Origin of the sequence: Streptomyces kaniharaensis, from assembly GCF_009569385.1 — a bacterium.
GTDB lineage: Bacteria > Actinomycetota > Actinomycetes > Streptomycetales > Streptomycetaceae > Kitasatospora > Kitasatospora kaniharaensis.
In genome coordinates this window covers 4,734,547-4,760,670 of sequence record NZ_WBOF01000001.1, presented here as the reverse complement: position 1 = coordinate 4,760,670, position 26,124 = coordinate 4,734,547, and the positions used below count along the sequence as shown (strand labels likewise).

Genomic DNA, 26,124 nt, shown 5'->3' with positions numbered 1-26,124 from the left:
ACACCCACCGAATGATCGGCTACACCACCAAGCGGGCACCATGCGCTGCGGGGCTGGCAGTAGCTGGCCGCGGAACGGCGATGAGGTAGCCACCTCCGCCCTGGTCAGCGTCTTGGATCACTGGGCGTCATGCTGGGCGGGGCTGATCACGCCACCAGTTCATCATGTGCCGTTGTGCACCAAGCTCACGGCCAGGGCGGCCACCGGCAGACAGAAAAATACGGCCCAGGGGCCCAACTGGTAGTCACGGACCCGCAGGTGGGCACACAACGCACCCAGGAAGTACAGCACGAGACAAGCGGCGGCGAGTGTGCCCAGCACCGGCACAGCGAACCCGGCCAGCAGTCCCAGCGCCCCCGCCGCCAACAGTGCGCCCAGCGGGCGCATCCAGGACCGAGGCACGCGCAACTTGTCCGCCTGGCTCTTGGGGTACTCGTGGCCGATGAAGTTGGCCATGGCGGCCAAGCCGTTGACGGCCGAGGTGAGGATGATGACCACGAGGTAGGTGGCGAACACGAAAGTCTCCTTCTTCGGGCCTTGGCGTCGCGAAGCCGATCTGACCAGGCTTCCCAACACGTTCTCAGGCGTTCTGCAGGGCGAATACGAAGGTGGCCGTGCTGAGCACGAGCATGCCGGTGGCGTTGAGGAAGAGGTTGCGTCCCAGATCGCGGGCGCGAATGTGCATGCCCACGGCGGTGAGGAAGTAGCAGACGACGGCGGCGCTGGTCACCACCGCCAGCGGGGCGGACCAGATGCCCGCGACCAGTCCTGCGGCCGTCACGGTCTTCAGCAGCGGCAGGAGCGGCCAGAACCGGCGGGGGAATCCGACGTCCTGCAGGCAGTCGCGGATGAAGCCGACCGGCTTGAGGCACATCGCGGCGTCCGCGAGATGGATGACGGCGAGGCCGGCCAGCGGCCACCAGGGCTGGACCACAGTTGTTGCTCCTTCGAAGGTTCGGATCTGCGTGCGTCGAGCAGGGGCACATCTGAGAGACAGGGCGGCGCGGCGATTTGTGACACCGTCACCGAAGGGCTGTGGTCGGGGCGTGGCGGCCGAGGAGCGGTGGTCGGCGTCCTTCGTCCCGTCGGGTACCGCATCAAGCGGCCGCCTCGGCGACCGCGATCGACCAGCAGATGTAGAAGAGGTTGACCACCAGCCGGGCCGCCGCTCCGACCGGCTGCTCCAGGAACCGGGTCCGGTCGGCACGGGCAGACCGTAGGGCGTCGACGTGGGAGACCAGATAGATGGTGATCAGCGCGGCGGCGGCCCACCCGCCCGCCGCACGCCACCGCGGGGTCAGCACCAGCGCGCCCACCGCGATCTCCGCCGCGCCGGCGGCGGCGACCAGCAGCGCGGGCTGAGTGAGCCACCGCGGAACCAGGGTGCGGAAGTATCCGGGCACCACGAAGTGCGCCGCCCCCACCCCCGACAGGAAGATCCCCAGCGAAACGGCCGCGATACGGTTCATGGCGTGAGCATCGCCCCCGCCCGCGCCTGGGCGCTTGAACGAAACGATCGCCGCCTGGTGTTCGCCTCGGGCCCCGACGGGGCGATGTTCGCCGAGACCGGCGCGTTCGGCGTCACCGCGCACCGCCACCCGGTCTGGAAGGTCGTCCTGTCGCCCCACGGACTCGTCGAGACCCGGCTGCCAGGACAGCATCCGATCACCTCGGCCGGCGTGATCGTGCCGCCCCAATTCCTCCACACGGCCGCCGCTTCAGCCTCCTACACCGCTCTGTTCCTCGACCCCTGGCGACTCCGTCCGGAACTGGGCCTGACCTGCCTCGACCGGGCCGCCGTGCGCCGCATCCTCGCGGCCCTGGACCGCAGCGAGGCACCCGGCCCGGGTGCCGACCTCGCCGCCGCCGGAGCGGAGCTGACTGCCCTGACCGGCGCGGCACACCCACTCGATCCCCGCGTCGCCCACGCGATCGCGGAAAGCACCCGCGCCGACCCACCCGCCGCGATCGGCTCCATCGCCGCGGACGTCGGGCTGTCCCCGCCCCGGCTGCGCGCCCTGGTTCGCGTATCAGTGGGAGTCCCGCTCGTACAGCTGAGGACATGGGCGCGACTGCGTACCGCCGTTGCCGCCCTGCACGACGGTTCGGTGGCCGCGGCCGCCGCGTCCTCCGGCTTCGCCGACCAGGCCCACCTGGCCCGCACCGCCCGCAGCCTCCTCGGACGCACGCCCGCCTCAATGGGGCGGCCCCCGGCCCACCAGGCGCGCTGAAGCGGCTCCGGTCTTCACCTCTCGGGTCGGGTTCGGCCACTCGATCACACGATGAACCGAGGACCGAGCCGCTGAGTGATCCGCCTCACATTGCTGTCAGGATTTCCGTCGATGCGGTGTCTTGTGCTCGAGCCCCTCGGAGCGAAGGAGACACCATGGGCGAGAACACCGACGTGGTCGTGATCGGCGGCGGATACGCCGGAGTGATGGCGGCCAATCGTCTGACGCAACGCGACGACGTGACGGTGACCGTGGTCAACCCGCGCCCGGTCTTCGTCCCGCGGTTGCGCCTGCACCAGCTGGTCGGCGGGACCCACGACGCGGTCATCGACTACCGGGAAGTCCTGGCCGAGGGCGTCCGGTTGGCCGTCGACAGCGCGACCCGGATCAACGCCCCCGGGCGCAGTGTGACGCTGGCCGAGGGCGGCGGAATCGGCTACGACTACCTGGTCTACGCGGTGGGCAGCGGCAGCTCCGGCCCGCGCGTGCCGGGCGCGGCCGAGTTCGCCCACCCGGTAGCAACCCTGGAGGAGGCGCAGCGGCTGCGATCGGTGCTCGACGACACGCCGTCGATGGCCCCGGTGACGGTCGTGGGGGCCGGTCCGACCGGCGTCGAGACCTCTGCGGAACTGGCCGAGCAGGGTCGCACCGTCACGTTGGTCTGCCGCGGTGTCCTCGGTCCGTACCTTCACCCCCGGGCTCGGGGCACCGCCCGTAAGTACCTCGCCGGGCTGGGGGTCAGCGTTCTCGAAGGCCCCGGCACCTCGGTCACCGCGGTGATCCGGGAGGGCGTGGAGCTCCACGACGGCCGCACGTTGGCCAGCGCGGTCACCGTCTGGGCGGCGGGCTTCGGGGTTCCCGATCTGGCCGCTCGCAGCGGGTTGTCCACAGATGCCGCCGGTCGTCTGCTCACAGACGAGACCCTGACCAGCGTCGAGGACGAGCGCATCGTCGCGGCGGGCGACTCGTCGGCACCGTCCGATCTGCCGTTCCGGATGAGCGCCTACGCCGCGGGGTGCCTGGGCGCCCATGCGGCCGACACCGTGCTGAAGCGGATTGCGGGTGGCCGGCCGGTGCCGGTCGACCTGTCGTTCCCGGCCATGTGCCTCAGCTTCGGCCGCCGCGCCGGGATCTTCCAGTTCGCCCACAAGAACGACACCGCGATGCCCCTGTACCTCGGCGGGGCCGTCGGCCGGAGGCTCAAGGAGCTGTCCTGCGACTTCAGCGTCAAACACCTGGTGACCGAAGCCCGCAAGCCCGGCTCGCACTCCTGGCCCAAGGACGGCAAGCACCGCCCCGCTCTGCTGCGGTCCCGGCGCGGCAACGCGGTGGCACCGGTCGCATGGGAGCAGGAGAGGACAGCATGAACATCAACCCGGAACCCAGTGGGCAGCGGCAGACCGGCAGCGAGCCAGCGGACCGCGACAGCGGCGACCACACCGCCATCGAGGCGACGGAAACGTTCGTCGCCCACCGCAACCTGCTGTTCACCGTCGCCTACGAGATCTCGGATCGGCGGCCGACGCCGACGACGTCCTGCAGGAGACCTGGTTGCGCTGGGTCAGAGTCGACGCGGCGCACGTCAACGACCCCCGCGCCTACCTGGTTCGAATCACCACCCGTCAGGCGCTCAACCGGCTCCGGTCGGTGAAACGCCGCCGGGAGGCGTACCTGGGCTCCTGGCTGCCGGAGCCACTACTCACCACTGCGGACGTGGCCGCCGACGTCGAACTCGCCGAGAGCGTGTCGATGGCGCTGATGCTCGTACTCGAAACGCTGACCCCGACCGAACGGGCGGTGTTCGTGCTGCGCGAAGCGTTCGGGATCGGCTACGACGAGATCGCGGCCGCGCTCGACAAGACCCCCGCCGCCGTGTACCAGATCGCCCACCGCGCCCGCCGCCACGTCGAAGCCCGCCGTCCGCGCCGCTCGGTCACCGCACGCCAGGCCGAGGCGGCCGCCGAGGCGTTCCGGCGCGCGCTCGAGACCCGGGACCTGCAGGGCCTGCTCGACGTGCTCGCCCCCGACGTCGTGGCGATCAGCGACGGAGGCGGCATCAAGCAGGCCTCGCCACGGCCGATCACCGGCGCCGACAAGGTGGCCCGTTTCATCGTCGGCGGCCTCACCAGGAACGATGTCGCGCTCACCGTCGAGGCGACCGTGGTCAACGGCAGCCCCGCACTCGCCCTGCACGTGGACGGGGAACTCGACGGCGTCATCGCGATGCGCGTCGACGACACCCACATCACCGGCCTCTACTACGTCCGCAACCCGCAGAAACTGACCCACATCGCATCCGAAACCCCGCTCACCCTGCGATGAACACAGGTCACAGCCCAACAATTCGAGGAGGGGACATGACAGCGCGAGTGCCGCTCGCCACCGACACGCTTCCGTCGCGATGGCCGAGGGTGGCAGGAGCAGTCGTCCTGCTCACAATGATCGTCACTGTGCTGCTCACCGCCTTCGCCTGGCCGTCGGTACGGTCGTCGGTGCACGAGGTGCCGATCGCCGTCGCCGGACCGGCCGGCGCGGCAGCCCCGATCCGTACCGCACTCGATCAACGTCTGCCGGGCGGCTTCGAGATCACCGAGGTCGCCGACACCGCCGCCGCCGAGCAGCTCATCCGCGACCGGCAGGTGTACGGGGCGATCGACCTCAGCTCCGGCACCCCGCACGTCATCGTCGCCTCCGCCGCCAGCACCGCGGTCGCCCAGACCCTGCAGATCATGGCGACCGGCCTCAGCCAGCAAGAGAACCCTGATACGGCGGTCGCCGTCCGCGACCTCGCCGCCCTGCCCGCCGACGACCCGCGCGGCGCCGGCCTGGCCGCAGGCGCCCTGCCTCTGGTCATGGGCGGTCTGCTGGCCGCAGTGCTGCTGGCCAGGCTCGTTCGCGGCACCGTCCGGCGGGTCGCGGGGGCGCTCGCCTTCGCGGCAACCGGCGGTCTGGCCGTGGCAGCGATCCTGCAGTTCTGGCTCGGCTCGCTGAGCGGGTCCTACCCGGCCAACGCCGGTGCCGTCGCGCTGAGCATCGCGGCCACCTCCCTGACCGTTCTCGGGCTGGAATCCCTGCTCGGATTCCTCGGAATCGGAATCGGCGCCGTCGCCATGGTGCTCATTGGCAACCCCCTCTCGGGTACGGCGACCGCACCCGAGATGCTGCCCGGCCGATCCGGCACGCTCGGCCAGCTAATGCCACCCGGGGCCGGCGGCCGGCTGCTCCGATCAACCGCCTTCTTCGACGGCCGCGGCGCCACCCACGCCGTCACCGTCCTGGTCGCCTGGATCGCGCTCGGTGCGGCGCTCTGCCTGGTCGGCAGCCTGCACACACGCCACAGGCAGTTCCCGTCAGCAATCGCGGCGCCGTCCCGTTCAACTCACCGGTAGCAAACGAATCGACAGGAGCATCACATGAAGCACCGCATCGTCGTCCTCGGCGCCGGCTACGCCGGAGCCTATGTGGCCGGGAACCTGGCCCGCCGGCTGTCCCCGGCGGACACCGAGATCACCGTGGTCAACGCCGCCCCGGACTTCGTCCAGCGCGTGCGGCTGCACCAGCTCGCGGTCGGCCAGAAGATCGGGGCTCCACAGCTCGCCGACGTCTTCGCGGGCACGGGGATCCGGCTGCGCCTGGCCCGTGTCACCGCCGTCGACCCCGAGAGCCAGGTCGTCGCCATGGCCGACGCCCACGGCGGCGGCGAACTCGGCTACGACACGCTTGTCTACGCGCTCGGCAGCCACGGCGACCTAGACGCAGTCCCTGGCACTGCCGAGCACGCCTTCGACGTCGCCACCCGGCCCTCGGCGCTGCGCCTCCGCGAGCGCCTGGACGGCCTGGGCAGGCAGGGCGAGGGCGGGCGGGTGGTGGTCGTCGGCGACGGGTTGACCGGCATCGAGACCGCCACCGAGATCGCCGAATCCCGGCGCGGCCTGTCGGTGACGCTCATCGCCCGCAGCGAGCTCGGCACCCCGCTCTCCGCCGGAGCCCGCGACCACCTGCGCCGAGCCTGCGACCGGCTGGGCGTCACCGTCCTGGAGCACACCACCGTGGAAGCCGTCGAAGCGACGCGGGTGCTGTGCGCCGACGGCACCGCCCTGGCGTCCGACGCGACCGTGTGGACGGCCGGCTTCGCGGTCGCCCCGATCGCCGCCGCGGGCGGGCTGGAGGTCACCGAGAACGGTCGGATCGTGGTCGATCGCACCATGCGGTCCCTCTCGCACCCGAACGTCTACGCCGTCGGCGACAGCGTCCACGCCATCGGCGACAACGGCAGGCCGCTGCCGATGTCCTGCGGTTCGGCCGGCTACACCGGCGTGCAGGCCATCGAGGCGATCATCGGACGTCTGACCGACCGCAAGGTCCCGAACACCAAGCTGGTCTACACGTACAACAACATCAGCCTCGGGCGGCGGGACGCGATCCTGCAGATGGTCGACAACGAAGGGAAGGCGAAGCCGAAGCACATGGGCGGCCGGAAGGCCGCGCGGATCAAGACGGTCCTCGTCACGCTCTCCGGATGGGCCGCCGCCCACCCGACCCTCGGCATGCCCAAGCGCAAGCGCCGCCTGGCCGCCACGGCGGACGCGTCCACCGCGAAGGCCGTCGCGTAGCCGCCTGAGGTGAGCCGCGCGGGCAGCAAGCGCCATGCCGAGCGCCGCGAGCATCCGCTGCAGAACGGGCGTGCGCCGCTCCGTCTCCCACAGTCCTATCAACGACTGGACTGATCGTCGGGACGTCTTCCAGCCCCGGCGATGCTCGGTACTGACGGCTGAATACGGTGGAGGTAGGCCCGGTTGAATGAGAGGACGCGAAGACGTGGATGTGTATGAGGCCGTGGACACTCGCCGGGCCGTGCGGGCGTTCAGCGATGAGCCCGTGCCCAAGGAGGTACTCGAACGAGTGCTGACCGCAGCGGCGCGGGCTCCGTCCAGTGGGAACCTCCAGCCGTGGCATCTGTACGTCGTGACCGGTGAACCCTTGGCGGAACTCAAGCGGACCGCGACGGCCAGGGCACTGGTGGGGGACCCCGGCGACGAGCGTGAGTACCCGATGTACCCGGACGGGCTGGCCTCGCCGTATCTGGACCGCTTTGCTGCTGCCGCCGCCCAGCGGTACGAATCGCTGGGGATCGAGCGCGACGACCCAGACCGGCCCAGGAAGATCGCCACCTTGAACTCGGAGGCGTTCGGAGCGCCAGCCGTCCTGTTCTGCTACCTCGACCGGACAATGGGGCCCGGACAGTGGGCTGACGCGGGGATGTACCTGCAGACGGTCATGCTGTTGTTGAGGGCCGAGGGGCTGCACAGCTGCCCCCAGGTGATGTGGACCGTGTACCGGGAGACTGTCAGCCGGGCAGTCGGAGCCGATGACGGACTCGTGCTGTTCTGCGGCGTCTCAGTGGGGTTCGAGAAGGAGGGCGTGCCGCAACTGCGCACCGGGCGGGCGGACATGACGGAAACGGTGAGCTTCATCGGAGTGTGACCGTTGGATGGCCGAGATCGACAGGACAGGTCCTAGTACTCCAGCCGGACTTCTCCATTCCTGCTGGTCAACGGCTTGGGAGTGGGGAGTGTAGCCGGGTGGGAGCGGGTGCGGGGCGGTCTTCGCCGCCCGGTCCCACCAACGGATGACCGCGCCGCGTGTAGTGACAGCGTTCCGGGCAGTGCGCCCATGTGATCGATGCAGCAACCAGCATGTGGGAACAGGAACTTGGTCGCCTTCTCCTGATGATCGGGGCGCGCTTCACCCGTGTGGAGCCCCGGCGCCGTGTGCGGGACTACGTCCGCGGGCTCCTGGGCCCGGTGGGCCGCAAGAACGGCTGGCAGCTGGCCGAGTACGCGGGCCACGCCACCCCCGACGGACTGCAGCACCTGCTGTCCCGCAGCCGCTGGGACGCGGACGAGATCCGCGACGACCTGCAGGCCTACGTCGCCGAACACCTCGGCACCGACGACGGAGTGTTGATCATCGACGACACGGGCTTCGTCAAGAAGGGCACCACCTCCGCCGGAGTTCAGCGCCAGTACTCCGGAACCGCCGGCCGCACCGAGAACTGCCAGATCGGCGTCTTCGCCGCCTACGCCACCACCCGCGGCCACACCCTCGTCGACCGTGAGCTCTACCTGCCCAAGTCCTGGACCGAGGACCGCGAACGCTGCCGCTCCGCCCGCGTCCCCGACGACCGCGCCTTCGCCACGAAACTGGAGCTGGCCCGGGCCGTGATCCGGCGGGCCATCGCCTCGCCCCTGCCCATCGCCTGGGTCACCGCGGATGCCGCCTACGGGCAGGACGCCCATTTCCGCCGCTTCCTCGAAGAGGCCCAGCTCTCCTACGTGGTGGCGGTGCCCAAGTCCCAGCAGGTCCACGGTCCGCGCATCGACCACCTCATCAAGCAGGCCCCGCCCGAGGCCTGGCAGCGGCTGTCCGCCGGAAGCGGCGCCAAGGGCGAGCGCTTCTACGACTGGGCCGCCGCTCGCCTGCCCGCCGTCTGGGAGTTCGACGGCGATCAGCCCACCCGCCAGCGATGGATGCTGGCCCGCCGCAGCATCGCCAAGCCCGACGAGATCGCCTACTACCTCGCCTGCACGCCCCTGGAGGCCACCATCGCGGACCTGGTCCGCATCGCGGGTTGCCGCTGGAAGATCGAGGAGTGCTTCCAGAGCGCGAAGAACGAATGCGGGCTGGACCAGTACGAGGTCCGTCGCTACGTGGGCTGGTACCGGCACATCACCCTCGCCATGCTCGCACACGCCTTCCTGGCGGTGATGGCCAGTCAGGAACGGGAAAAGGGGGCACCGAACGGGACACGCCCGACCTCGTGGACCTCACACCGGCCGAGATCCGCCGTCTGCTGGCAACTGGACCCCGCCGCCGTGCTCCGGACCGCCACCACGTCATGACGTGGTCCCATTGGCGCCGCCGCCACCAGGCACGCGCCCGCCGCTGTCACTACACGCGGCGCGGTCATCCGTTGGTGGGACCGGGCGGCGAAGACCGCCCCGCACCCGCTCCCACCCGGCTACACTCCCCACTCCCAAGCCGTTGACCAGCAGGAATAGAGAAGTCCGGCTGGAGTACTAGTGTCCTGCGCCGGAGATCCGTCGTTAGTTGTGTGTGAGCTCTTCTTCTCCTGATCTCCCGGTGCGCCGTCGTGGTCCCGCCTTGGAACCGTTGTTGCTGTCCGACGAGGAACGGGCCACGCTGACGCGGTGGGCCCGCAGAGCCTCGTCCGCCCAGGCGTTGGCTCTGCGGGCCCGGATCGTGCTGGCCTGCGACGGTCCTGATGTGCCGTCGATCGTCGGCGTGGCAAGGGAGTTGGGCATCACTGCGGACACGGTCCGCAAGTGGCGACGCCGGTTCCTCGCCGAGAGGCTGGACGGCCTGGTAGACGAACCCCGACCGGGCCGGCCGCCCACGATCGCGGTCGACGAGATCGAGGCGGTCGTCGTGGCGACGCTGGAGGAGATCCCGAAGAACGCGACACACTGGTCCCGGAGCTCGATGGCCGCCCGCAGCGGCCTCTCGAAGTCGACCGTCGGACGGATCTGGCGGAAGTTCCAGCTCAAGCCCCACCTGGTCGGCACCTTCAAGCTGTCCACCGACCCGCTCTTCATCGAGAAGGTCCACGACGTGATCGGCCTGTACTTCGACCCGCCCGAAGGTGCGGTGGTGCTGTCGGTCGACGAGAAGTCGCAGATCCAGGCCCTCGACCGCTCCCAGCCGGTCCTGCCCATGATGCCGGGCATGCCGGAGCGTCGAACCCACGACTACGTGCGCAACGGTCTGACCACCCTGTTCGCCGCGTTCGACACCAGCAGCGGGAAGGTCATCACTTCACTGCACCGCCGGCACCGTGCGGCGGAGTTCAAGAAGTTCCTCGTCAAGATCGACCGCGAGGTTCCCGACGGGCTCGACATCCACCTGATCTGCGACAATTACGGCACCCACAAGACCCCGGCCATCCGTGCCTGGCTGGCGCAACATCCCCGATTCCATATGCACTTCACCCCGACCGGGTCCTCGTGGATCAACCAGGTGGAGCGGTGGTTCGGCTTTCTCACCGACCAGATGATCCGACGTGGTGCCCACAAGAACGTTCAGGCCCTTGAGAGGGACATCCGCGCCTGGATCAAGAACTGGAACGAGGACCCCAAACCGTTCACCTGGACCAAGACCGCCGACGAGATCCTCGACTCCCTCGCCCGATTCTGCCGACGGATCTCCGGCGCAGGACACTAGCACATCGTCGACTTCGCCCACGCCCAGATCGCCCACGGCCGCGGCCGCGTGACCCTGTACCGCTGCCTCGCCACCCTCTCCAGCGCCCTCGGCGACGCCGTCCGACAGGACCGCCTCCCCCACAACCCCGCCCGCCCGAGCGTCCTGCCCCGACCAGCGTCACCCGAGCGACGCATCTGGACCGCGGACGAAGCTGCCCGGTTCCTGCGCTACTGCCACCAGGCCGACCCGTTCCTGGCAGATCTGTTCGAAGTCCTCATCGGCACCGGCATGCGCAAAGGTAAAGTCCTCGGACTGCACTGGGATGACGTCCACCTCGACCAGCACATCCTCTACGTCCGCTACCCGCTCTCCGCCATCGACAACGCCCGCACCGTACTCACCGCACCGAAAACCAGCAGCATCAAGAACTGGGGCGCCATCTCACCACGGGTCGCCACCGCCTTCCGCCACCGCGCCGCCGCCCAAGGCCCCATTCCGCCCGGTGCCCTGGTCTTCTGCAAGCCGGACGGCCAACCGCTGCGCCCGCAACGCGTCCTGGACCGCCTCCGCCATCTGTCGGCCGAAGCCGGCGTACCCACCATCCGCGTCCACGACCTGCGCCACCTCGCCGCCACACTCCCCATCACGGCCGGCGTCCCCCTCGTCACGGTCTCCAAGACCCTGCGGCACGGGACACTCTCCACCACCGCCAACATCTACGACCACCTCACCCGACAGGCAGCCCACGACGCCGTCGACACCATCGCGGCCATCCTCTCCGCAGCAGACAAGAACGCCGTCCGCAGCCACTGGCCCCGCTAGCTGCGACCACACCGCGACCACACGACGCGGCTCCCAAAGGAGGCAAGGAGCGTCAAACTCCCTACAGCAGCCTCTGCATAGACCGCTGCCCGCACTGCCCCAGAGAGACCTGCGACCACAATGCGACCACTATCTGACGGAACGACAAAAAGGCCGCCTCCGCATCTCTGCGAAAACGGCCTCCGACCTGCGAAAACGCCGGTCGGGACGACAGGATTTGAACCTGCGACCCCTTGACCCCCAGCAACGGGCGTCCGACTGGTGTTCACCAGTCCGAATCGCGCAGGTCAGGGCCTACCTCATCCACCCTGCATGATGCCTGATGCCACCTCATGACACTCGGTCCGTGAGAGGCGGCAAGCAAGTCGACGTTCGGGAGTGATTTGCATCGCACCCCATTGTAGCTCTAATCCCGCCGGCTTTCAGAGCGATGGATACGCCTCCTCGCTACGCCACGACAGCGCGCGTCAGACTCCAGACAAACGATCCTGCATCGCTGACGGCAGACAGGAACGACTGGAAGCTCCGATCGAGAGCATGCCAATCTACAGGTGGCCGCGAACCGCAGGTGGCGAATCCGCACAGCCCACCTAACGCGAGCAGCTCCTCCCTTACGCGCGTGACGCCCTACGCTTCTCCGTTCGCCTAATCGACCGCGCCAGACACCAGGGCCCCTTACCTCCCGGCATGCGCCCGCGAGGCAATTCGCGCTGTCCTCGAAAGGAATCACCGCACCATGGCTTCCAACACCCCCGGCGCCGACGCAGTCCGGCGTATTGACTCTGCGAAGGCGTTTGCTGTCTCCCCTGCTTACCTCGCCGGCGAGGACCGCAGTGCTGGCGCTCACGTAAGTCGACCGCTGGAACTCGACTTCGACTGGTCGGCGCGTCGGCTCGGAATCACCAATGTCATCCTGGACAGCCCCTGCCGACGGGCCCGAATCGGGTACCTGCCCACCCGTGACGACTACACCCATCTCTGGATCGTCAACGTAGCCAAGGGGCCCCTGCATCCGACACTCTGGCGGATGACCTTCGGGCATGGTGTCCCCTCCGAACTCGTCGCCGCGCTCACGCGCCGCCTAGCCTCGATCTTGCATGACGGCTCGTCAGCCTGGCTGGCGGGCCGTTTCTGCTTGGCTGGGCTGGGTGTTCTGCCGACGGGTATGGCGAGGGCCCGGCTGTCGCGTCGGGTGGGCGCCGGGTTCCACGGCTCCGGAAAGTGGCGGGTGCTCGTCGGGACGGGGTGTTGTCGCTGGTCAGCCGGGGTTCGGCAGGGCTTGCAGGCGTGCGAAGGCGTCTGTGATCAGGTCGGTCCAGGGCCAGTGGCGGGCGAGGCGGAGGTGCCAGCGGCGGCCGGTGGTGACCAGCTGGGCGGCGGCGGAGAACAGCCGCAGCCGCAGGCGCTTGGGCTCCCACCGGCGAGCGGACCCGGTCAGGGCGAGCATCGGCATCCAGGCCAGTAGGTCGAGCGCGATCTGGACGATCTCCAGCCAGACCTGGTTCTGGGCGGCGTCGTGCAGGGGCAGGTTGCGCAGTCCGGTGTCACGGGCGGCGCGGATGCGGTCCTCGGCGCGGGCCCGCTGGCGGTGCCGCAGTTCCAGGTGCGCGATCGGGGCGTGGGCGGTGTTGGTGGCGAAGCAGGTGAGCCGCATGCCGTCGGCGTCGGTGAAGCGCAACTGGGCTCCGGGGTGCGGCCGTTCCTTGCGGACGATCAGCCGCATCCCCTTCGGCCAGCCCTTGAGCACGTCACCGGCGAGCTCGGCGACCCAGGCGCCGTCACGGACCTCGCCGTCCGGCTCGACGGCCGCCGTCCAGGTCGAGGCCGGGACCAGGAGCACGGCCTGGTGGATCGCATCGGTGATAGTCATCCCGACCGAGTAGGACAGCCATCGGCCGCGTGTGGTGAGCCAGTTGAGGAACTTGTGGGTGCCCCCGCCGGAGTCCGTCCGGATCAGCGTTCGGCGTCCGCGCCGGTGCTTCCTCGGCAACTGGGCCAGCGCCAGACGGGCCGCTTCGATGTGGTCGGCGGCGGTGTTGCTGCCCGCGTTGCCCGGTCTCAGCAGGCCGGCGACCGGTTCCCCGGAACCATCGCGTCCGTGGTCGACGAACGCGAACAGCGGGTGGTGGCCGAAGGTCTTCTTCCAGGTCTTGGCGGCGTGCTCTTTCTCGGAGTGCGCCAGGACCAGGACCCCGTCGATGTCCACGATCACCTCGCCGCCCGCGTCCGGGGCAGCGTTGCCGGCCAACCGCCAGACCTGCTCGCGGACTTCGGCCCTGGCCCGGCGGATCGCCGCGAGCGCTCGCGGTCCGGCCATGGCCAGGGTGTCGACCAGGCGGGAGACGGTCGGGTCGGAGGCCACCGGGCCGAACAGGGCGGGCTCGGCCCGCAGCATCGCGATATCGGCCAGGCAGTCCCCGCCCAGGGCCACGGCGAGCGCGACGTCCAGAAGGATCTTGCCGGGATCATGAACCGCCCGCTGCTTGCGCCACGGCGTCAGCGCCGCCGACAGCGCCGCGTCCAGCCCCGCCTTGCGGGCGGTCTCGACCAGCAGCACGGCGCCGGACTGCGAGACCACCCCGCGACCATCGCCCTCGACGCGGACACTCGGATACAACCCGCTACGCTTCTTCACCTGAGGAGTGCAGCTTTCTTGATGACGATCATGACCCTAGACAAGTCCAATCGTCCCAGGTCAGCGGCACTCCTCGTTCTTTTGATCACGCCTCGGACAGCGCTGCTCGTGAAAGCGCGAGGCTAGCGGTCGCACTGGCCAGCGGGGCAGGCAGCTCCCAAGATAAGAACACTCCAGATCTGATCACCGCTCCGCTACGTCAGGCTGGTTGGCAGAGACTTCCGGAAACGCCAGCTGGCCTCCCGCCATCCGAGCTACTGGGCTTTGTCTCGCCAGATGGTCTCGCCACTGTCCGACAGCCCAGCATCCAACAGGGCGAGGAACCAGGCCTTCACGGACGTACCGCGTGGGAGATCACCGCTGGTCCACCGGGCGCGGACTGGACGGCGGCCTTCAGCTCAGCGATGCCAGATCATCTCCTGGCAACGGCTACGCGATGGCTCGCCTCACCGCGGCCAGTGTTCCGCGATCAACGCGACCTTGCTCCGGAATCGCTGGAACATCTCCGAGTTGTCTCACGGTCGACGCCCAGTGGCGATGGCGAACATAGACGTCCCCAACGCTGAAGCCTCAGCCTACGGCGGGCCCTGATACTGGAGCCCACCGTAGGCCAGGTGTGTCGCGAGCGCCCGCTACCAGTCGAGCGCGCCCTCTCCGAGGAGGTCAGTCACGATGTCCTTCTTCTCCTCGGCCGCCGTGGCTGTCAGGGCCTCCATCACCAAGCCACTAACGAGCGTGGTTAGATCGCGCCGGCCGCTCGCGTTGAGCTCGCCCTGAAGGTAGTTCAGGCCACCGTTGGCGTACTCCTCGAAGATCCTGATGCGCTCCCTGATGCAGTCGTCGCTCAGAATCGTGGCGTCGTCAGGGCGCTCCACCACGGCCAGCATGTCAATCAGCGCCTCGCCGAAGTCACGCCGCTCGACTCGCGCCAGGTCGATCGGCTCGCCCGTGTTCTTGAATTCCTCGCGCTTGCGCTTCTGCTTGCCAAGAGCTGCGGCGAACATCATGGCCTCGTACATAGCCGAGAAGGGCCCATCCTTGCTGGACAGGTCCTGCAGCAGCTTCTCGTGGTCGGCGGGGCGCCGGAACCGCTCGTCAGCCATCAGACCGTCACCTCCTCAAGCACAGAATGCTCAAACTCGCCGCGTGTTACGTAGGGCACAGCCCGGTTGTTGATGGTGATGAACTGCTCCTGTGCGTCCGGCTTCGGGGTCACATTCCGAAGGACATACATCCGCGTCGCCGCGGAACTCAGGTGATGCATCACCCTTCCGCGCGCCTGGGACTGCGACAGCAGGGTGATGATCTGCGACGTGAGCTTGGGCAGGGACTCGGCGACCTGGTCCTGATACTCCACGTCCAGACTCCCGAACGGCGCATCCATCACGACGGGGTAGACGCCTCCCTCGTCCAGCGCGCCGGCCTCAGAATCGCGCTTTCGATCGTCACGTTCCCTGGCCATCTCGGAGACAGCACCCACGAAGGAGAGTCCCAGGATCTGGTTCTCTCCAGTGCTGCGGATGGCGGCCATTCCGTTGCTGTCGGCTTTCAGCTCCAGTTCGAACGAGCTCGTCACCTCTGGCACGAATGTCTTCACGAAGATGCGGGAGAAGACGCTCTTCACCCGCGCGTCGAGCTCCCGTCGCACCTCCTCGGTCTTCAGGTTGAGGATCCGAGTGAAGGCATCGATGACCTCATCGATCAGAGCGAGTTGGCTCTGGACGCGTCGAGCCTCCTCGTTCTGAATCTCCGCAGAGTGCAGCTTGCGACGCGTCGCCGCGATCTCGGCCTCCACCTCTTCCAACTCGTCCTGCGCGCGGCGATGCTCAGACTCGGCCTCGAACCGCTTCTCGTCGAACTCTTTCCGGCGCTGCTCGAGCTTCTGGACATCCATGACGTCTACGCCCTGCAGCTGGCGGTCGATGTCGCTCTGTTCAGCATCCTTCTGGTGAATCCTGGACTCGACCTCGGTCTGATCCCTGGCGATGTCGCGCAGCTCATCGAGCAGCGCCCTCCGTGCATCCATCAGCCGAGCGCTGTTGCCTCGCAGGTTCATCCATCGGGCCTGGACATCCACTAGGCCCGCGTTGTACTTGCGCTCCGAGAGCGCCAAGAACCCAGCGGACCCCTCCGGGACGGGCGTGCCGCACATACACGTCCCGTCCTCGAGAAGCCCCTCAATGTAGTCACGCTGGATGCCGGCCGGGAGCTCCTGCCGGCGGCGCATGCCCTCGGCGAGCTCCATGACGGACTCGTCGATTCCTGCGGTGAAGGAGATAAAGCCCCGCTCCGCCAGTGCCTTGCGCTTGCGCTCCTGGAGCTCCTGGTAGCGCTCCTTCTCAGCATTCAACTCTTGGTTGAGCTTGACACGCCTCTTCTGCAGAGGAGCTGCCATGCCGTTGTCAAGAAGCGCCTTCGCCGCATCCTCAGAGGCTCGCTTGTAGCTCGAGATGTCATCCGAGAGCTTAAGAAGCTTTGCGTGCACCGCCAGCTTCTTAGCGTCCAAGGCGGTCTGCTGTTCAGCAAGTTGCTGGAGCCGGCCGTCTCCTAGCTTCTGAGCCTCGACCATCAGCTTCCGCCTTGCGGCAGGCAGATGAACGTCGATGGCCCGCTCAATGGCTTCGAGTCCCAGCAGCGTCTTGATAGCGTTCTTGACGTCCTCACTTCCGTCGCCAACGAACATGCGCTCCATGCGCTCGCCGTTGAAGAAGAAGAAGCGTCGCAGGCCCTCGGGCAGGATCTTCTCGATGCGGTCCTGGCCGTTGTCGACCCTCACGCTTTCCCCAAGGCGGGTCTCGGTCACGAGTAGCCGGGGATTCGGCAGGTCCTGATCCTGCGTGGACCTGGTGACGGTGACTTCGCGCAGCACGACAAATGTAGAACCCTCGTGCTCGAACTCCAGCTTCACCGAGCCGCTCACCGGAGTACCGAACGGGGTCTGCGCCCATGCGTGGTCGTTGATGACCCGTTCTTGGCGCTCCACGTCGTTGGAAAAGGATCCGTACAGTGCCCATGCAAAGGCGTTCAGCAGAGTCGTCTTCCCCGCACCGTTCATCCCGAAGATCAGCACGGCGGGCTTGCCATCGGCGACATCCAGGTTCAGGACGTGCTTTCCGTAGAACACGCGGAAGTTGTCAACGGTCAGCTTGAGCAGCTTCACTTGGCCAGCTCCTTCACGGCTTCGACGATCTTCGTCGTCAGCAGGCTAGAGGTCTTCAGGTGCAGGTTCTCCTTCTCCAGCTGATGGACTCTCGCAACCAGTTCTTTGGCCTCGGGCGAGAGCCCGTTCAGGATGTCGGCAACGCTCTCTTGGTTGCTCACGCTCACTCCCCGATCACTTTCCCTATCAAAATCTCGGCCGCTTCAGGTGTCCAGGAGCCCGAACCGCAGGCGCAACGGGCGCAGAATGTCCAAGGTGTCAGCCTCGTTCTCGGCCAGACGGGCAAACTCAGTGACCCGAGCCAACTCTCGTGCAACCAGGCGTCGTTCGGTCTCTCGGTGCAGCTCACTCGTCTGCTCAGGCGGGATGACGATGAAGTCCACGATGTCCGCGTACTCCTTGCCCGGTGCACGGCGCAGCACCCTTCCTCGTCGCTGGATGAACTGTCGCGGGTTGGACGAACTAGCGAGGAGATAGGCAGTCCGAGCCGCAGGCACGTCCACACCCTCATCGAGGCACCGCATCGAGAGCAGCACCTGCAGGTCGTCCCCCGAACTGAACCGCCGCAAGAGCTCTCGGCGCTTTTCCCGGGGGGTCTCGGATGTGTAGCTCGCCGAGGCCATCCGCAGATTCTCGCCAGCCAACCTGACGGCCTGCTGGAGTTGGCTGGGCTCATGAGGATCTCCGTACTCGCCATCGGCGAGCGGGTGTCGGCCCTCCGCGCAGTACAGCAACTGGAACCACTCACTACGACGTTTCATCATCTGATCACGCAGGGCAGGCAGCTTGGCCCGCGCGTGGCCAAGGATGTTGGCGCGCTTGCGCAACAGCATGCCGAGCGGGCTGTCATCGTCGCCGTCCTCGCTGAATTCTTGAACGGCGAGCATCTTTGCGATCTTCTCGGTGACTTCGCCGTACAGCTCGGTCTCTTCCCCGTCCAGCTCGACCACCACCGGCGTGTAGGTGTAGCGGCACAGGGCGCCGGCCCCAATGGCGTCGCCGATGCCCATCTCGAAGACGACCTTGCCGAAGTAGTCCTGAAGGGCCTCCGTACCGCGGTCGTCGAACCAGCGTTCCGGGGTTGCGGACAGACCGAGGCGATAGGTGGCGGAGTCGGGCAGACGCTCTCGAAGCCGCTTGGCCCCGAGGTTGTGCACCTCGTCGGCGATCAGCAGGAAGTGCCCTCGGTGGCGCCTGAGGATGCTTTGGAAGGGATCTCCGCTGAAGGTGGCGTTGGTCGTGACGAGTACCCCACCACGGCTGGTACCGAGAGCGAGAGCATCGAGCAGAGACGCCGCCTTGCCATACCAGGAGTCCGTGGATTCGTAGGCTCGGATCGGCGTCATACCGAATCGTTCGATGTCCGTGGACCACTGGTCAACCAGATGCTGGAACGGCACGACCACGACCGTCAGAAGCGCAGCCTGAGCTTGCTTGCGTCGCAGGCCTTTCGACAACTGTGCTGCTGCCGACAGAGCCGTCAGCGTCTTTCCCGTGCCGGTCGCCATGCGCAGAATGCCGCGGAAGCCGTTGTCGAACCAGCTCTGGACTGCCTGTTTCTGGTAGTCCCGGACATCGAGCTCCTCGGGGATGACGAGCATTCCGTCGGTGTCCGGTCGAGGTAGGACCATGGTCGTGCCGTCGATGGGCAGCGGCTCCAGGTGCGCCTGGTTGCCTGTCCGCTGTGCGTACTCCTCCGTGAGCAACTTCATCGCCGCGGTGAAGGGAATGACGCGCAGGAGTGGCGTCCGGTCGGACCAGAGGTCATCGAAGTCGCGCCTGATGCGTTGGGCCCGCTGACCATCCTCGATGTGCCAGCTGCGGAAGACTTCGATGGACTCGAAGTTGCCGACCAGGCCGGGAAGGGTCTCGTTCGCGCTGCCCTTGAAGGCGACCAGGTCGCGCTCGTCGCGGAATATCCCGATCTTCTCGTGGTACATGCCTATCCGCCCAGCGGCGGCCACGTACGCCAGCTTGAGGTCGAGCAACCCGTCGGCCACCATCAGTCCGAGCTTCCCTAGGCCGCTCGCAGCCCGCGGGTCTTCGCACGCCTCCCGGAGGTCGCGCAACGCAGCCTTCTCGAGGACTGTCCGCAAGGCGTACCCGCCTCGGATCTGCTCTACGTCCTCGTGGCGCAGCTGCGGCGAGGCCACGATGCGTATCCGACCACCACGGGCTGCGAACTCGTCCAAACCCTGGCCGAGCACCGAGAGCACCGAGGCGGTGAAGTAGCCCACCGCCCGGTCGTAGGACATGGAAGCCGCGAGAGCCGGAAGGTAGAAGTCCTCAACGATGTCGCAGCGATCGCTGCGGTAGTCGCTCTGCAAGCCCGCTGTACGCAGCGGAAGTTGACCCTTCTTCATCAGAGCCCCAGCATCCTCATCAGTTCCTCTGCCGACAGCCCCGCTGTCGACTTGTCCTCGATCACCAGCTGCTCAGGGAGGCCGCTGGCCGTAGAAACGTCAGCCAGGCGTCGGACCACTCCGGCCTTCACACAGAACGGCGCCGACGACATCGCCTGCCGGATAGTCGACTCCTTGATCGAGAATTCGCGGGTCAGGATTCCGACGAGCCGAGACGCCTCAATGACGCCACCGGCCTTGTCCAGCTCCTCGCCGACGAGTTCCTTGACCGTTGTGTAGGGACGCATCCCCCATGCCGTCAGCGCCCAGGCATCAATGTCGCTGCGCACGAAGCGCTGGTCGACGCTGAGTGTCTCCTTGACCATGCGCGAATCCACCGCACCCATCCGCGCCACGAGCATGTCTGTCCCCAGAGGACAGTCGGCTTCCTGGAGGATCCGAGACGCTTCCTCTCGCACTGCAAACCGGCTGAGGCGACGGACCGCAGACTGATCCTCCATGACCGGCTCCGCAGGCGCGGGTACCAACGCATCCGGATCCAGAGCCGGCTGCGACGTCTCTTTAGCGGAGTAGACCCAGCCTCCGCCCGCAGCAATCGCCACCTCATCGGCGCTGAAGAGGATCCCGCGGACTGCCGACAGCTCTGCGGGGGTTCGGAGACGCTCGATGATCTGGGTGGTCGTCAAACCACCTGCAGCACCTGCGAGAATCGCAAAGATCTCATCGTCCAGTTCAGGACGCTCTTCTGGTCGGGACGTCGCCGGCTCGGATCGGCTCGCCGACACCACCCACTCGCCGTTGCGTACGGTCACGTCGAGTAGCTGGTTCAGCAGGATGCCAAGCGATGCGGGTAGCAGCTCGGTGTTGCTACGCAAGAGTGAGCCCAAGGTCGAGGTAGGAGCGTACGTGCTTATCTCCGCCGCTAGTTGGTCGAGAAGTCCGTACAAGGGCTGTTGAGACCCCTCGTCGCCCTGCCTCTCGGTTCCCAGGTGCGCCAGCGATGCTGACGCCACGTTGACGGGGCTCTGGATGGCAGTCCTCGGACGGGGCGAGTCCGCGCGGGCTGTCTCAGCAGCATGCTCTTTGTTAGGCGGGGATGGCAGAGGAGGCATCGTAACGACCTAAAGTGCGTCGGCGAGAGGATCGCATGTCTTCTTGAGGTAGAGGCCGCGCGGCGTGAACGTGAGGCCGCGCAGCCACTCGCGCTCGGTCAATCGCCAAGCAGATCGTTCACGCTGGTGGCTGGGGCGTCCTCATCCGTGACCTCCGCCAAGTCCTCGTCAGTGGTGGGGTCGAGGTCGTCAGCGCTACTGGGAAGTTCCTGGGTCACAGGCTTCACATCTCGCGAAGCGAACCACTGATCGTATTCGTCGTCGGAGACATAGAACCAGTCGCGCAGAGCCCGCTTGAGCGAGGTGCTGGCCGTCCTCAGGGCCTCCTCGTCGATCTTGGGCTCAGCAACCTGCTTACTGGTCTTCAACGCCTTGGTCTGCTGCTCCACGCAGAAGTCCAGGTAGAGTCCGCGGGCGGCCCGAAGCATCTGGTCGAAGCCGTCCCGTCCGCTGAACCAGTCGGCCACGTGCTCCCAGGCCACCGGCGTGCTCAGCGCCTGCATCCAGAAGTACCGAAAGTACACGGCTTGCGGGGTATCCATGTTCGCGATCTGGTTCAGCGGGTGGGTGATGACGCCGTCTGCCTTGATGAAGGCCAGCTTGCGGTCACGAGCCTTGCCTTGCTCCTGCGAGAAGTAGGCGTTCCACCCGTTTACCAAGGCGTCAGCAAACGCTGGCAGGTCCTTCAGGTCCGCGACACCGGGCTGGCTCTTGCGGAGCTCCCACAGCGACCCGAGTGTCATTGCCAGACCGAGCTGGCAAGCGTGCGTGTTGAACACCGCGTAGGCGGCCTTGGACTGCTTCAAGCTGATCGCCCGACCTGAGTCGAGGAATGCCTGGACACGATAGTTCTCGAAGGCTTCTTCACGCGCCTTGAGCGCCTCCCACGCCCTTATGACGTCGGACTTGGCGGCCTTGGCACCGCGGTCCCTGTTCTCCTGGAAGTGCTCGTAGCTATCCCTCAGCGTCCAAAAGACGCCAACCCCACTGAACAGAGCGTCGCGTGCCAGGGTCAGGTGCGTGTCGTCGACATGCCAGGCGTCCTTCAACTGCGTTAGGGCCTTCGCGTGGGCCGCGTAGGGAGCGGTTTTCGAAAGCAGAGTGAGGATGGCCCGGCCCCACGTCTCGGCGAAACGGTCGCTGATGACATCAACCTGCCCAAGAGGGAAGTTGATATTGCCGATGCCGTCACGGTGGTACGTGAAGCCGCCGTCCTCGAACTGGCCCGGAAACAGCTCGATAAGGCGGAGCTGCTCGTCGCGCATAAACGAGTCCAGCTCTACCTGCTTGGGACGTCCGGGGCCGAACCTCTGCCCAGCGTCGGTCAGGTACTTGGACGGCCCGAAGACACAGCGATCCACCGCGGACTTGAGCAGATGAATGTTCGTCAGCACAGACCAGCGAGCTGGCCTGGTGGAGTTGACCTCCGGGTTGTCGTACTCAACCGCGTACAGAGGAAGGTACGACTCGTCCGCTCCACCACGCAGCTCGTTGAGCATCCTACGGGTGAGTACATTGCTCAACTCGGAGTCTGACAGCAGGATGATCCGAGACTTGGACGGCGGACGTGCCTCCTTGTTGACGTCCACGAAGAGCTTGCGTGCGGCCTCGTGCGGCTTCGCATCTTCACCCGTCTGCTCCGGGAACCAGCAAACCGTGACGGGTACCTCGACCCTGCCCAGATCGATCGCGTCCTGGCGCGCCTCCTGCAGCGCCTGCTTGACCTGGCTCTCGTAGAACGAACGGAACCGGGCGCCACCGGAGTTCTGCCAGCTATTCGTCATAGTCCGCTCGACAGCGAGCAGGGCCATGGCCCGGTGCTGGCCATCGAGCACGACCAGCTGTGCCTCAATCTTGTTCCACCAGAGCTTGCCGACACTGGCCGGGTGGAGGCGCTTGTTGTTGTCCAGCAGGCGCTGCACCTTGAAGGAATTACCGGCTCGCTCCTGCTGCCAATCCACGCCGTCCTCGGGTTCAACAGTGGGCTCGCCGAGGCTGGCGAAGGACGAAGGCCGCTGGTTCCGAAAGGGGAGCAGGACGGCCACGATCGGGGGGAAGAACGCAGGGCCGGTCTGCTGCGGCTTCAGCAGATATGGGATGAGCTTGACGGCGACCCGGTGGTCGTCGAGATCGCGTTGGAGGAGCTGGTTGAAGTCCAGGTCTCCTGCCTCCATGACCTCGCGGACCGGCGCCAGGCTCTTGGTGAGCTGCCGCTCGGGCGCGTCGGAGTCCTCTCCCAGACGTGCCTTTGTCATGATGTAGTCCACGCGACCGGCGGGGGTAGTGAAGCTGCCCCACGTGCCCTGCACATAGTCTCGGAACGTCAGCGTGTTGCCTGAGCCGAACATGTTGTTCTACTGCCTTCCCAGAATCGGCGAGTACAGCCTGTGCAGCAGCCATTCGGCTGACTCCGCTGTGTTCCGCAGATGCTTCTTAGTCACTTCGTCGTTTTCTTCGTCGGCCAGGTCGATGACCCACGCCTCGAGGTGTTCCATCGCGATGTTGCGTGCGGCTGCTCGAGCGCCGAAGGACTTGCCGCGTGCCTTAACCTCTTCGGCGTCCTCTGGGTGGTCACGGAGCCAGTCGTAGCTCTTCGTGTAGTCGCGACGGTGCTGGCTGAGGCGCTGACGCAAGTTCTCCGCGACCCCTATGTAGAGCGGCGCGGAGAAGACCGGTGCCGACCGCTGGAGGATCGTCGCCATGATGCGGCGACGGTCCTCCGTGTCCAAGGAGTCCATCAGGATATCCAGCCGCTTCGCGGCGTCGTCCTCGTTAACCCGAGTTTCGTCCTGGGGCTCACGCAGCGGGTAGTCGAGCTCAAGGGAGCCCTGCCACTTGGCTCCGTAGGCTCCGCGCCCGGCCAGTCCGATCGGGAGCGGCTCGTAGTAGCCGGCGTACTTGCGCAGGAGGTTCAGGAACCCCTCGATGGCCTGGTCACCGTTGGGGCCAGGCTTGATCTTCCAATCGTGCGGTCCCGCACGAAAACTGACGTACCAGGCATAGAGCCCCGGCGACTCGGGTGCCTGATCGACGTCGCGCATCGAGAAATTGATGAGCGAGAGGGCGTCTGTCACAGCGTGCGAATCCTCGATCCTTGCTGCGGTTCTGGCTAGCTGATGTACATCCCCGGAGCGTGTGCTGGCGGCGCCGCTGAGGTACAGGCCAGGCGTCTGTCGTGGGTGGGGGGCCTATGCCCAAGTCGACTGCCGTCCGAGGAGCCCCGGTCCAGTCGGTCGAGCCTGAGTCAGTCTTTGAACTTCTCCTTCAGATACTCCTGGGCGAAGATGCCCCACTGGGTCCGCAGACCATCGAAGATCTCGGGCTCTGTCTGAGTCGCCTCTGCCCGGACGAAGGCCATGAGGAGCAGGTCGATTGCAGCTTCGGCCTTTCGAGCGAGATCGATCATGTCTTCTGGGGCCATGTCGTCTGTACCCTCGTCCGCGACCCGCTTGATGGGCGCGTAGACGTCCCGGAAGAAGGGGTGCCGGTGGTTGAGCACTGTGACTGACCTGCCGTTCAGGTGACTGATCTCCATCAGCTCCTTGCCCGGCCAGGCCCCGTCCAGCATGGTGACCGGCTTGGTGTCGATCTGCTGCAGGATCTGCTCGATCTTGGATTGGTGCTCCGGGTCACTCGGATCCAGCCGGAGGTCCTCGATCGTCTGATCCTTGATCCGCTGCTCGTTCTCGAGCGTGACACGGCGGCCGGCGACGCCCTTGGGGAATCGCGACTCGACGTTGGCTGCTGTGTCCATGCTGTCTGCATGCGCGCCCTGCTCGATCTTCTTCCTGGTGTCCTGGTAGTTCCAGAACGCCTTGATGTCTGCGCGGGCCTTGCGCACCGGCCGGACTAGCCACAGTCGCAGTTCCTCGCGCAGCTTGCTGACCGGCTCCGCTCCGCGCTTGACGTGCCTGACCTGGAAGAAGTCGTCGAGCTCAGCAGGGAAGCTGACCTCGATCCCTATGTAGCGGTTGACCTTGTCGGTCCGCCCACCGGGCAGGAGCTTCGGGACGAGGTCGTAGTAGATCTCGCGTCCGTTGCGCAGGATGCTGAGCTTGCCAGCGTTTTCGTCATTGATCTGGAACTCGCGGATGTCGCGCCCATCCATGTCGTGCTCACCGCCGGCACCGCGAAAGTAGCGGAACTCCTCGGGAACCAGCGTGACCGTCACGTGGACCTTGTGTCCGTCGACAAGCAAGTCGGACTCTTCCACCACCGTGCCCCGTACGTCACGCGGCTTGTAGTGGCTGATGATCCGTGGGTTGTCCATGAGGAACAGGGGGTCGTGCAAGGTCACGACCTTGCCCTCGAGCTCGAACGTCCGGCCAGTGTCAATGAACTTGCGGTAGGCCCGCGCGATGAATTTGCGTAGGTCGCTGACCTTCTCCTGGAGCGATGTTCCGTAGCGGCCACCGCCCTTCAAGCGGTCGATCTTCCCGAAGATCACGACGGTCCCAGAGACAAACGGGTTACCTCGCTCGTCCGACATCAGGTCTCGCGCGTGCTTGGGCCAGTCCTCAGCGATCGTTGTCGCTGTGTACAGCTGCTTGCCCGCCTGAATGTCATGGAGGTCGATATAGCTGTGGTAGATGCGGGGATCGTCCGCCCGCTTGGAGTACACGTCTAGGCGCTCGCCCAGGCTCAGCGCAGCAAGCTTCAGACCAACTCCGAAGCGACCCAGCCCTTGCCGTTGGCCGTATCGAGTGCTGTAGCCCATGGACAGGATGTGGTGAAGGACCGCCGGGTCAATGCCCGTTCCGTTGTCAGCAAAGATAATCTCGTCGATCGACTTCCGGTCCTGCGAGTACACCGGCATCACGCGCAGGATCGTGGCGTCAGCCTCGATCGAGTTGTCCAGGGGCTCGCCAGCGGCTGCAGTCAGGTCAAAGCCGGCATCGCGCATGGATTCCAGAGCCTTATCAACCTGGATGAGGCTGGCACGAGAATCCTCGGGTGACAAGAACAACGGGGTAGTGCTCACTGGTGATCCTTTCGGCCTTGCATTGGCAGACCCAGCTGGGTGATCAGAGCAATCTGCGCCTCGGCGAGCGGCTGAACTGCCAGACACAGGAAGGGCATTCTCAAGCAGCCAGAGCTAGATCCGGCCACGCCTTGCGGGCAGTACACCGCAGACGGCTGATGCGTTCGCGCATCCGTGGGACCGGCACGGCGTACTTCTCGGCAAGGGTCAGAGCGTCCGCTCCCAGGACCAAGTGCCCGAGAATCACCCGGTCGGCGTGCTTGAAGGACGGCTCGACGCGGATCAACTCCAGCAGCTCCACCTGGTGGTAGCCCTGTTCGGTGTAGCCGACCGTCTCCCGCTCAGGGCACAGCTCGCCCTGGGGCGCGATCTCCCTACGACGCTGCAGGAGCTCGTAGGCGTGGGCGAGCGCGGAGCGCACGCGATGGCGGGCAGGGGTCTTGTCGTCCCCAGGGTTGCGCAGGAGCTCATCGATGGCGCGCTCGATGCGGTCCAACTGGTACATGTCGCCCGTGCGCATCGCCTGCTTCTGCAAAGCATCGATGGCAGCCACGACCTCGTCGCTGATCTTCATGTAGTGCGCTCCGGTGTCTGATT

Annotated in this window: 22 protein-coding genes and 2 pseudogenes; 11 read left to right on the top strand and 13 right to left on the bottom strand. The window is 66.6% G+C overall.

What is annotated here, in order from left to right; translation table 11 throughout:
- Window positions 1–162: 162 nt before the first annotated feature.
- The 3 genes from F7Q99_RS21515 to F7Q99_RS21505 form a co-directional block, all read right to left on the bottom strand.
- Window positions 163–516 carry a DoxX family protein gene (locus F7Q99_RS21515; RefSeq protein WP_326846955.1) on the bottom strand — a complete coding sequence of 118 codons (354 nt, stop codon included), beginning with the start codon at window positions 514–516 and terminating at the stop codon, window positions 163–165.
- 64 nt (window positions 517–580) lie between these two features.
- The gene (locus tag F7Q99_RS21510; RefSeq protein WP_326846954.1) at window positions 581–934 is read right to left on the bottom strand and encodes a DoxX family protein; all 354 of its coding nucleotides are present in this window, start codon (window positions 932–934) and stop codon (window positions 581–583) included.
- Window positions 935–1,097: 163 nt separating this feature from the next.
- Window positions 1,098–1,469 carry a hypothetical protein gene (locus tag F7Q99_RS21505; protein WP_153463813.1) on the bottom strand — a complete coding sequence of 124 codons (372 nt, stop codon included), beginning with the start codon at window positions 1,467–1,469 and terminating at the stop codon, window positions 1,098–1,100.
- A gap of 3 nt (window positions 1,470–1,472) precedes the next feature.
- Between F7Q99_RS21505 and F7Q99_RS21500 the strand changes: the two genes are divergently transcribed.
- From F7Q99_RS21500 to F7Q99_RS43690, 10 genes and pseudogenes are all read left to right on the top strand, one after another.
- Window positions 1,473–2,231: a helix-turn-helix domain-containing protein gene (locus F7Q99_RS21500; RefSeq protein WP_326846953.1), complete on the top strand. Its 759-nt coding sequence runs from the start codon at window positions 1,473–1,475 to the stop codon at window positions 2,229–2,231.
- Between the two features lie 155 nt (window positions 2,232–2,386).
- Window positions 2,387–3,598: an NAD(P)/FAD-dependent oxidoreductase gene (locus tag F7Q99_RS21495; protein ID WP_153463810.1), complete on the top strand. Its 1,212-nt coding sequence runs from the start codon at window positions 2,387–2,389 to the stop codon at window positions 3,596–3,598.
- Window positions 3,574–4,553: pseudogene (locus F7Q99_RS21490) on the top strand (RNA polymerase sigma-70 factor). Before F7Q99_RS21495 ends, F7Q99_RS21490 begins: the two are co-directional and overlap by 25 nt.
- Window positions 4,554–4,588: 35 nt before the next feature.
- Window positions 4,589–5,620: a hypothetical protein gene (locus tag F7Q99_RS21485; RefSeq protein ID WP_153463807.1), complete on the top strand. Its 1,032-nt coding sequence runs from the start codon at window positions 4,589–4,591 to the stop codon at window positions 5,618–5,620.
- A gap of 24 nt (window positions 5,621–5,644) precedes the next feature.
- Window positions 5,645–6,844, top strand: coding sequence for an NAD(P)/FAD-dependent oxidoreductase (locus F7Q99_RS21480; protein WP_153463804.1), 1,200 nt, complete (start codon window positions 5,645–5,647; stop codon window positions 6,842–6,844).
- Window positions 6,845–7,049: 205 nt separating this feature from the next.
- Window positions 7,050–7,715 (top strand): nitroreductase, encoded by a 666-nt coding sequence (locus F7Q99_RS21475; protein ID WP_326846952.1) that lies wholly within the window; start codon window positions 7,050–7,052, stop codon window positions 7,713–7,715.
- Between the two features lie 212 nt (window positions 7,716–7,927).
- A complete protein-coding gene (locus tag F7Q99_RS21470) occupies window positions 7,928–9,133 on the top strand; it encodes an IS701 family transposase (protein ID WP_407697870.1) in 1,206 nt (401 codons plus the stop codon).
- A gap of 241 nt (window positions 9,134–9,374) precedes the next feature.
- Complete coding sequence (locus F7Q99_RS21465) at window positions 9,375–10,472, top strand: IS630 family transposase (RefSeq protein ID WP_326846951.1); 1,098 nt, start codon at window positions 9,375–9,377, stop codon at window positions 10,470–10,472.
- A 48-nt stretch (window positions 10,473–10,520) separates the two neighbouring features.
- Window positions 10,521–11,276: a tyrosine-type recombinase/integrase gene (locus F7Q99_RS21460; protein ID WP_326846950.1), complete on the top strand. Its 756-nt coding sequence runs from the start codon at window positions 10,521–10,523 to the stop codon at window positions 11,274–11,276.
- A 736-nt stretch (window positions 11,277–12,012) separates the two neighbouring features.
- Window positions 12,013–12,354, top strand: a pseudogene (locus tag F7Q99_RS43690) (DUF317 domain-containing protein); the annotation flags it as partial.
- 180 nt (window positions 12,355–12,534) lie between these two features.
- On the opposite strand, the gene F7Q99_RS21450 reads toward F7Q99_RS43690, so the two are convergent.
- The gene (locus F7Q99_RS21450; RefSeq protein WP_326846949.1) at window positions 12,535–13,911 is read right to left on the bottom strand and encodes an IS1380 family transposase; all 1,377 of its coding nucleotides are present in this window, start codon (window positions 13,909–13,911) and stop codon (window positions 12,535–12,537) included.
- A 134-nt stretch (window positions 13,912–14,045) separates the two neighbouring features.
- Here F7Q99_RS21450 and F7Q99_RS43685 point away from each other — a divergent pair, with 134 nt between their 5' ends.
- Window positions 14,046–14,477, top strand: a complete 432-nt coding sequence (locus F7Q99_RS43685; protein ID WP_153466470.1) for a DUF317 domain-containing protein — start codon at window positions 14,046–14,048, stop codon at window positions 14,475–14,477.
- A gap of 66 nt (window positions 14,478–14,543) precedes the next feature.
- On the opposite strand, the gene F7Q99_RS21440 is transcribed toward F7Q99_RS43685, so the two are convergent.
- The 9 genes from F7Q99_RS21440 to F7Q99_RS21400 all read right to left on the bottom strand — a co-directional run bounded on the left by F7Q99_RS21440 (window position 14,544) and on the right by F7Q99_RS21400 (window position 26,101).
- Window positions 14,544–15,014, bottom strand: a complete 471-nt coding sequence (locus tag F7Q99_RS21440) for a DNA phosphorothioation-associated protein 4 (RefSeq protein ID WP_153463794.1) — start codon at window positions 15,012–15,014, stop codon at window positions 14,544–14,546.
- Complete coding sequence (locus tag F7Q99_RS21435) at window positions 15,014–17,071, bottom strand: AAA family ATPase (RefSeq protein WP_326846948.1); 2,058 nt, start codon at window positions 17,069–17,071, stop codon at window positions 15,014–15,016. The genes F7Q99_RS21440 and F7Q99_RS21435 overlap by 1 nt, the downstream gene beginning before the upstream one ends.
- Window positions 17,068–17,232 (bottom strand): hypothetical protein, encoded by a 165-nt coding sequence (locus F7Q99_RS21430; protein WP_153463792.1) that lies wholly within the window; start codon window positions 17,230–17,232, stop codon window positions 17,068–17,070. The genes F7Q99_RS21435 and F7Q99_RS21430 overlap by 4 nt, the downstream gene beginning before the upstream one ends.
- A 42-nt stretch (window positions 17,233–17,274) precedes the next feature.
- On the bottom strand, window positions 17,275–19,434 hold the full coding sequence (locus F7Q99_RS21425) for a DEAD/DEAH box helicase family protein (RefSeq protein ID WP_153463789.1): 2,160 nt from the start codon (window positions 19,432–19,434) through the stop codon (window positions 17,275–17,277).
- Window positions 19,434–20,309, bottom strand: coding sequence for a hypothetical protein (locus F7Q99_RS21420; protein WP_153463787.1), 876 nt, complete (start codon window positions 20,307–20,309; stop codon window positions 19,434–19,436). Before F7Q99_RS21420 ends, F7Q99_RS21425 begins: the two co-directional genes overlap by 1 nt.
- 335 nt (window positions 20,310–20,644) lie before the next feature.
- Window positions 20,645–22,813: a ParB N-terminal domain-containing protein gene (locus F7Q99_RS21415; RefSeq protein ID WP_326846947.1), complete on the bottom strand. Its 2,169-nt coding sequence runs from the start codon at window positions 22,811–22,813 to the stop codon at window positions 20,645–20,647.
- 87 nt (window positions 22,814–22,900) lie between these two features.
- Window positions 22,901–23,620, bottom strand: a complete 720-nt coding sequence (locus F7Q99_RS21410; protein WP_153463781.1) for a GIY-YIG nuclease family protein — start codon at window positions 23,618–23,620, stop codon at window positions 22,901–22,903.
- A gap of 170 nt (window positions 23,621–23,790) precedes the next feature.
- Window positions 23,791–25,527: an ATP-binding protein gene (locus tag F7Q99_RS21405; protein ID WP_326846946.1), complete on the bottom strand. Its 1,737-nt coding sequence runs from the start codon at window positions 25,525–25,527 to the stop codon at window positions 23,791–23,793.
- A gap of 100 nt (window positions 25,528–25,627) precedes the next feature.
- Window positions 25,628–26,101 carry a hypothetical protein gene (locus tag F7Q99_RS21400; RefSeq protein WP_153463778.1) on the bottom strand — a complete coding sequence of 158 codons (474 nt, stop codon included), beginning with the start codon at window positions 26,099–26,101 and terminating at the stop codon, window positions 25,628–25,630.
- Window positions 26,102–26,124 lie beyond the last annotated feature (23 nt).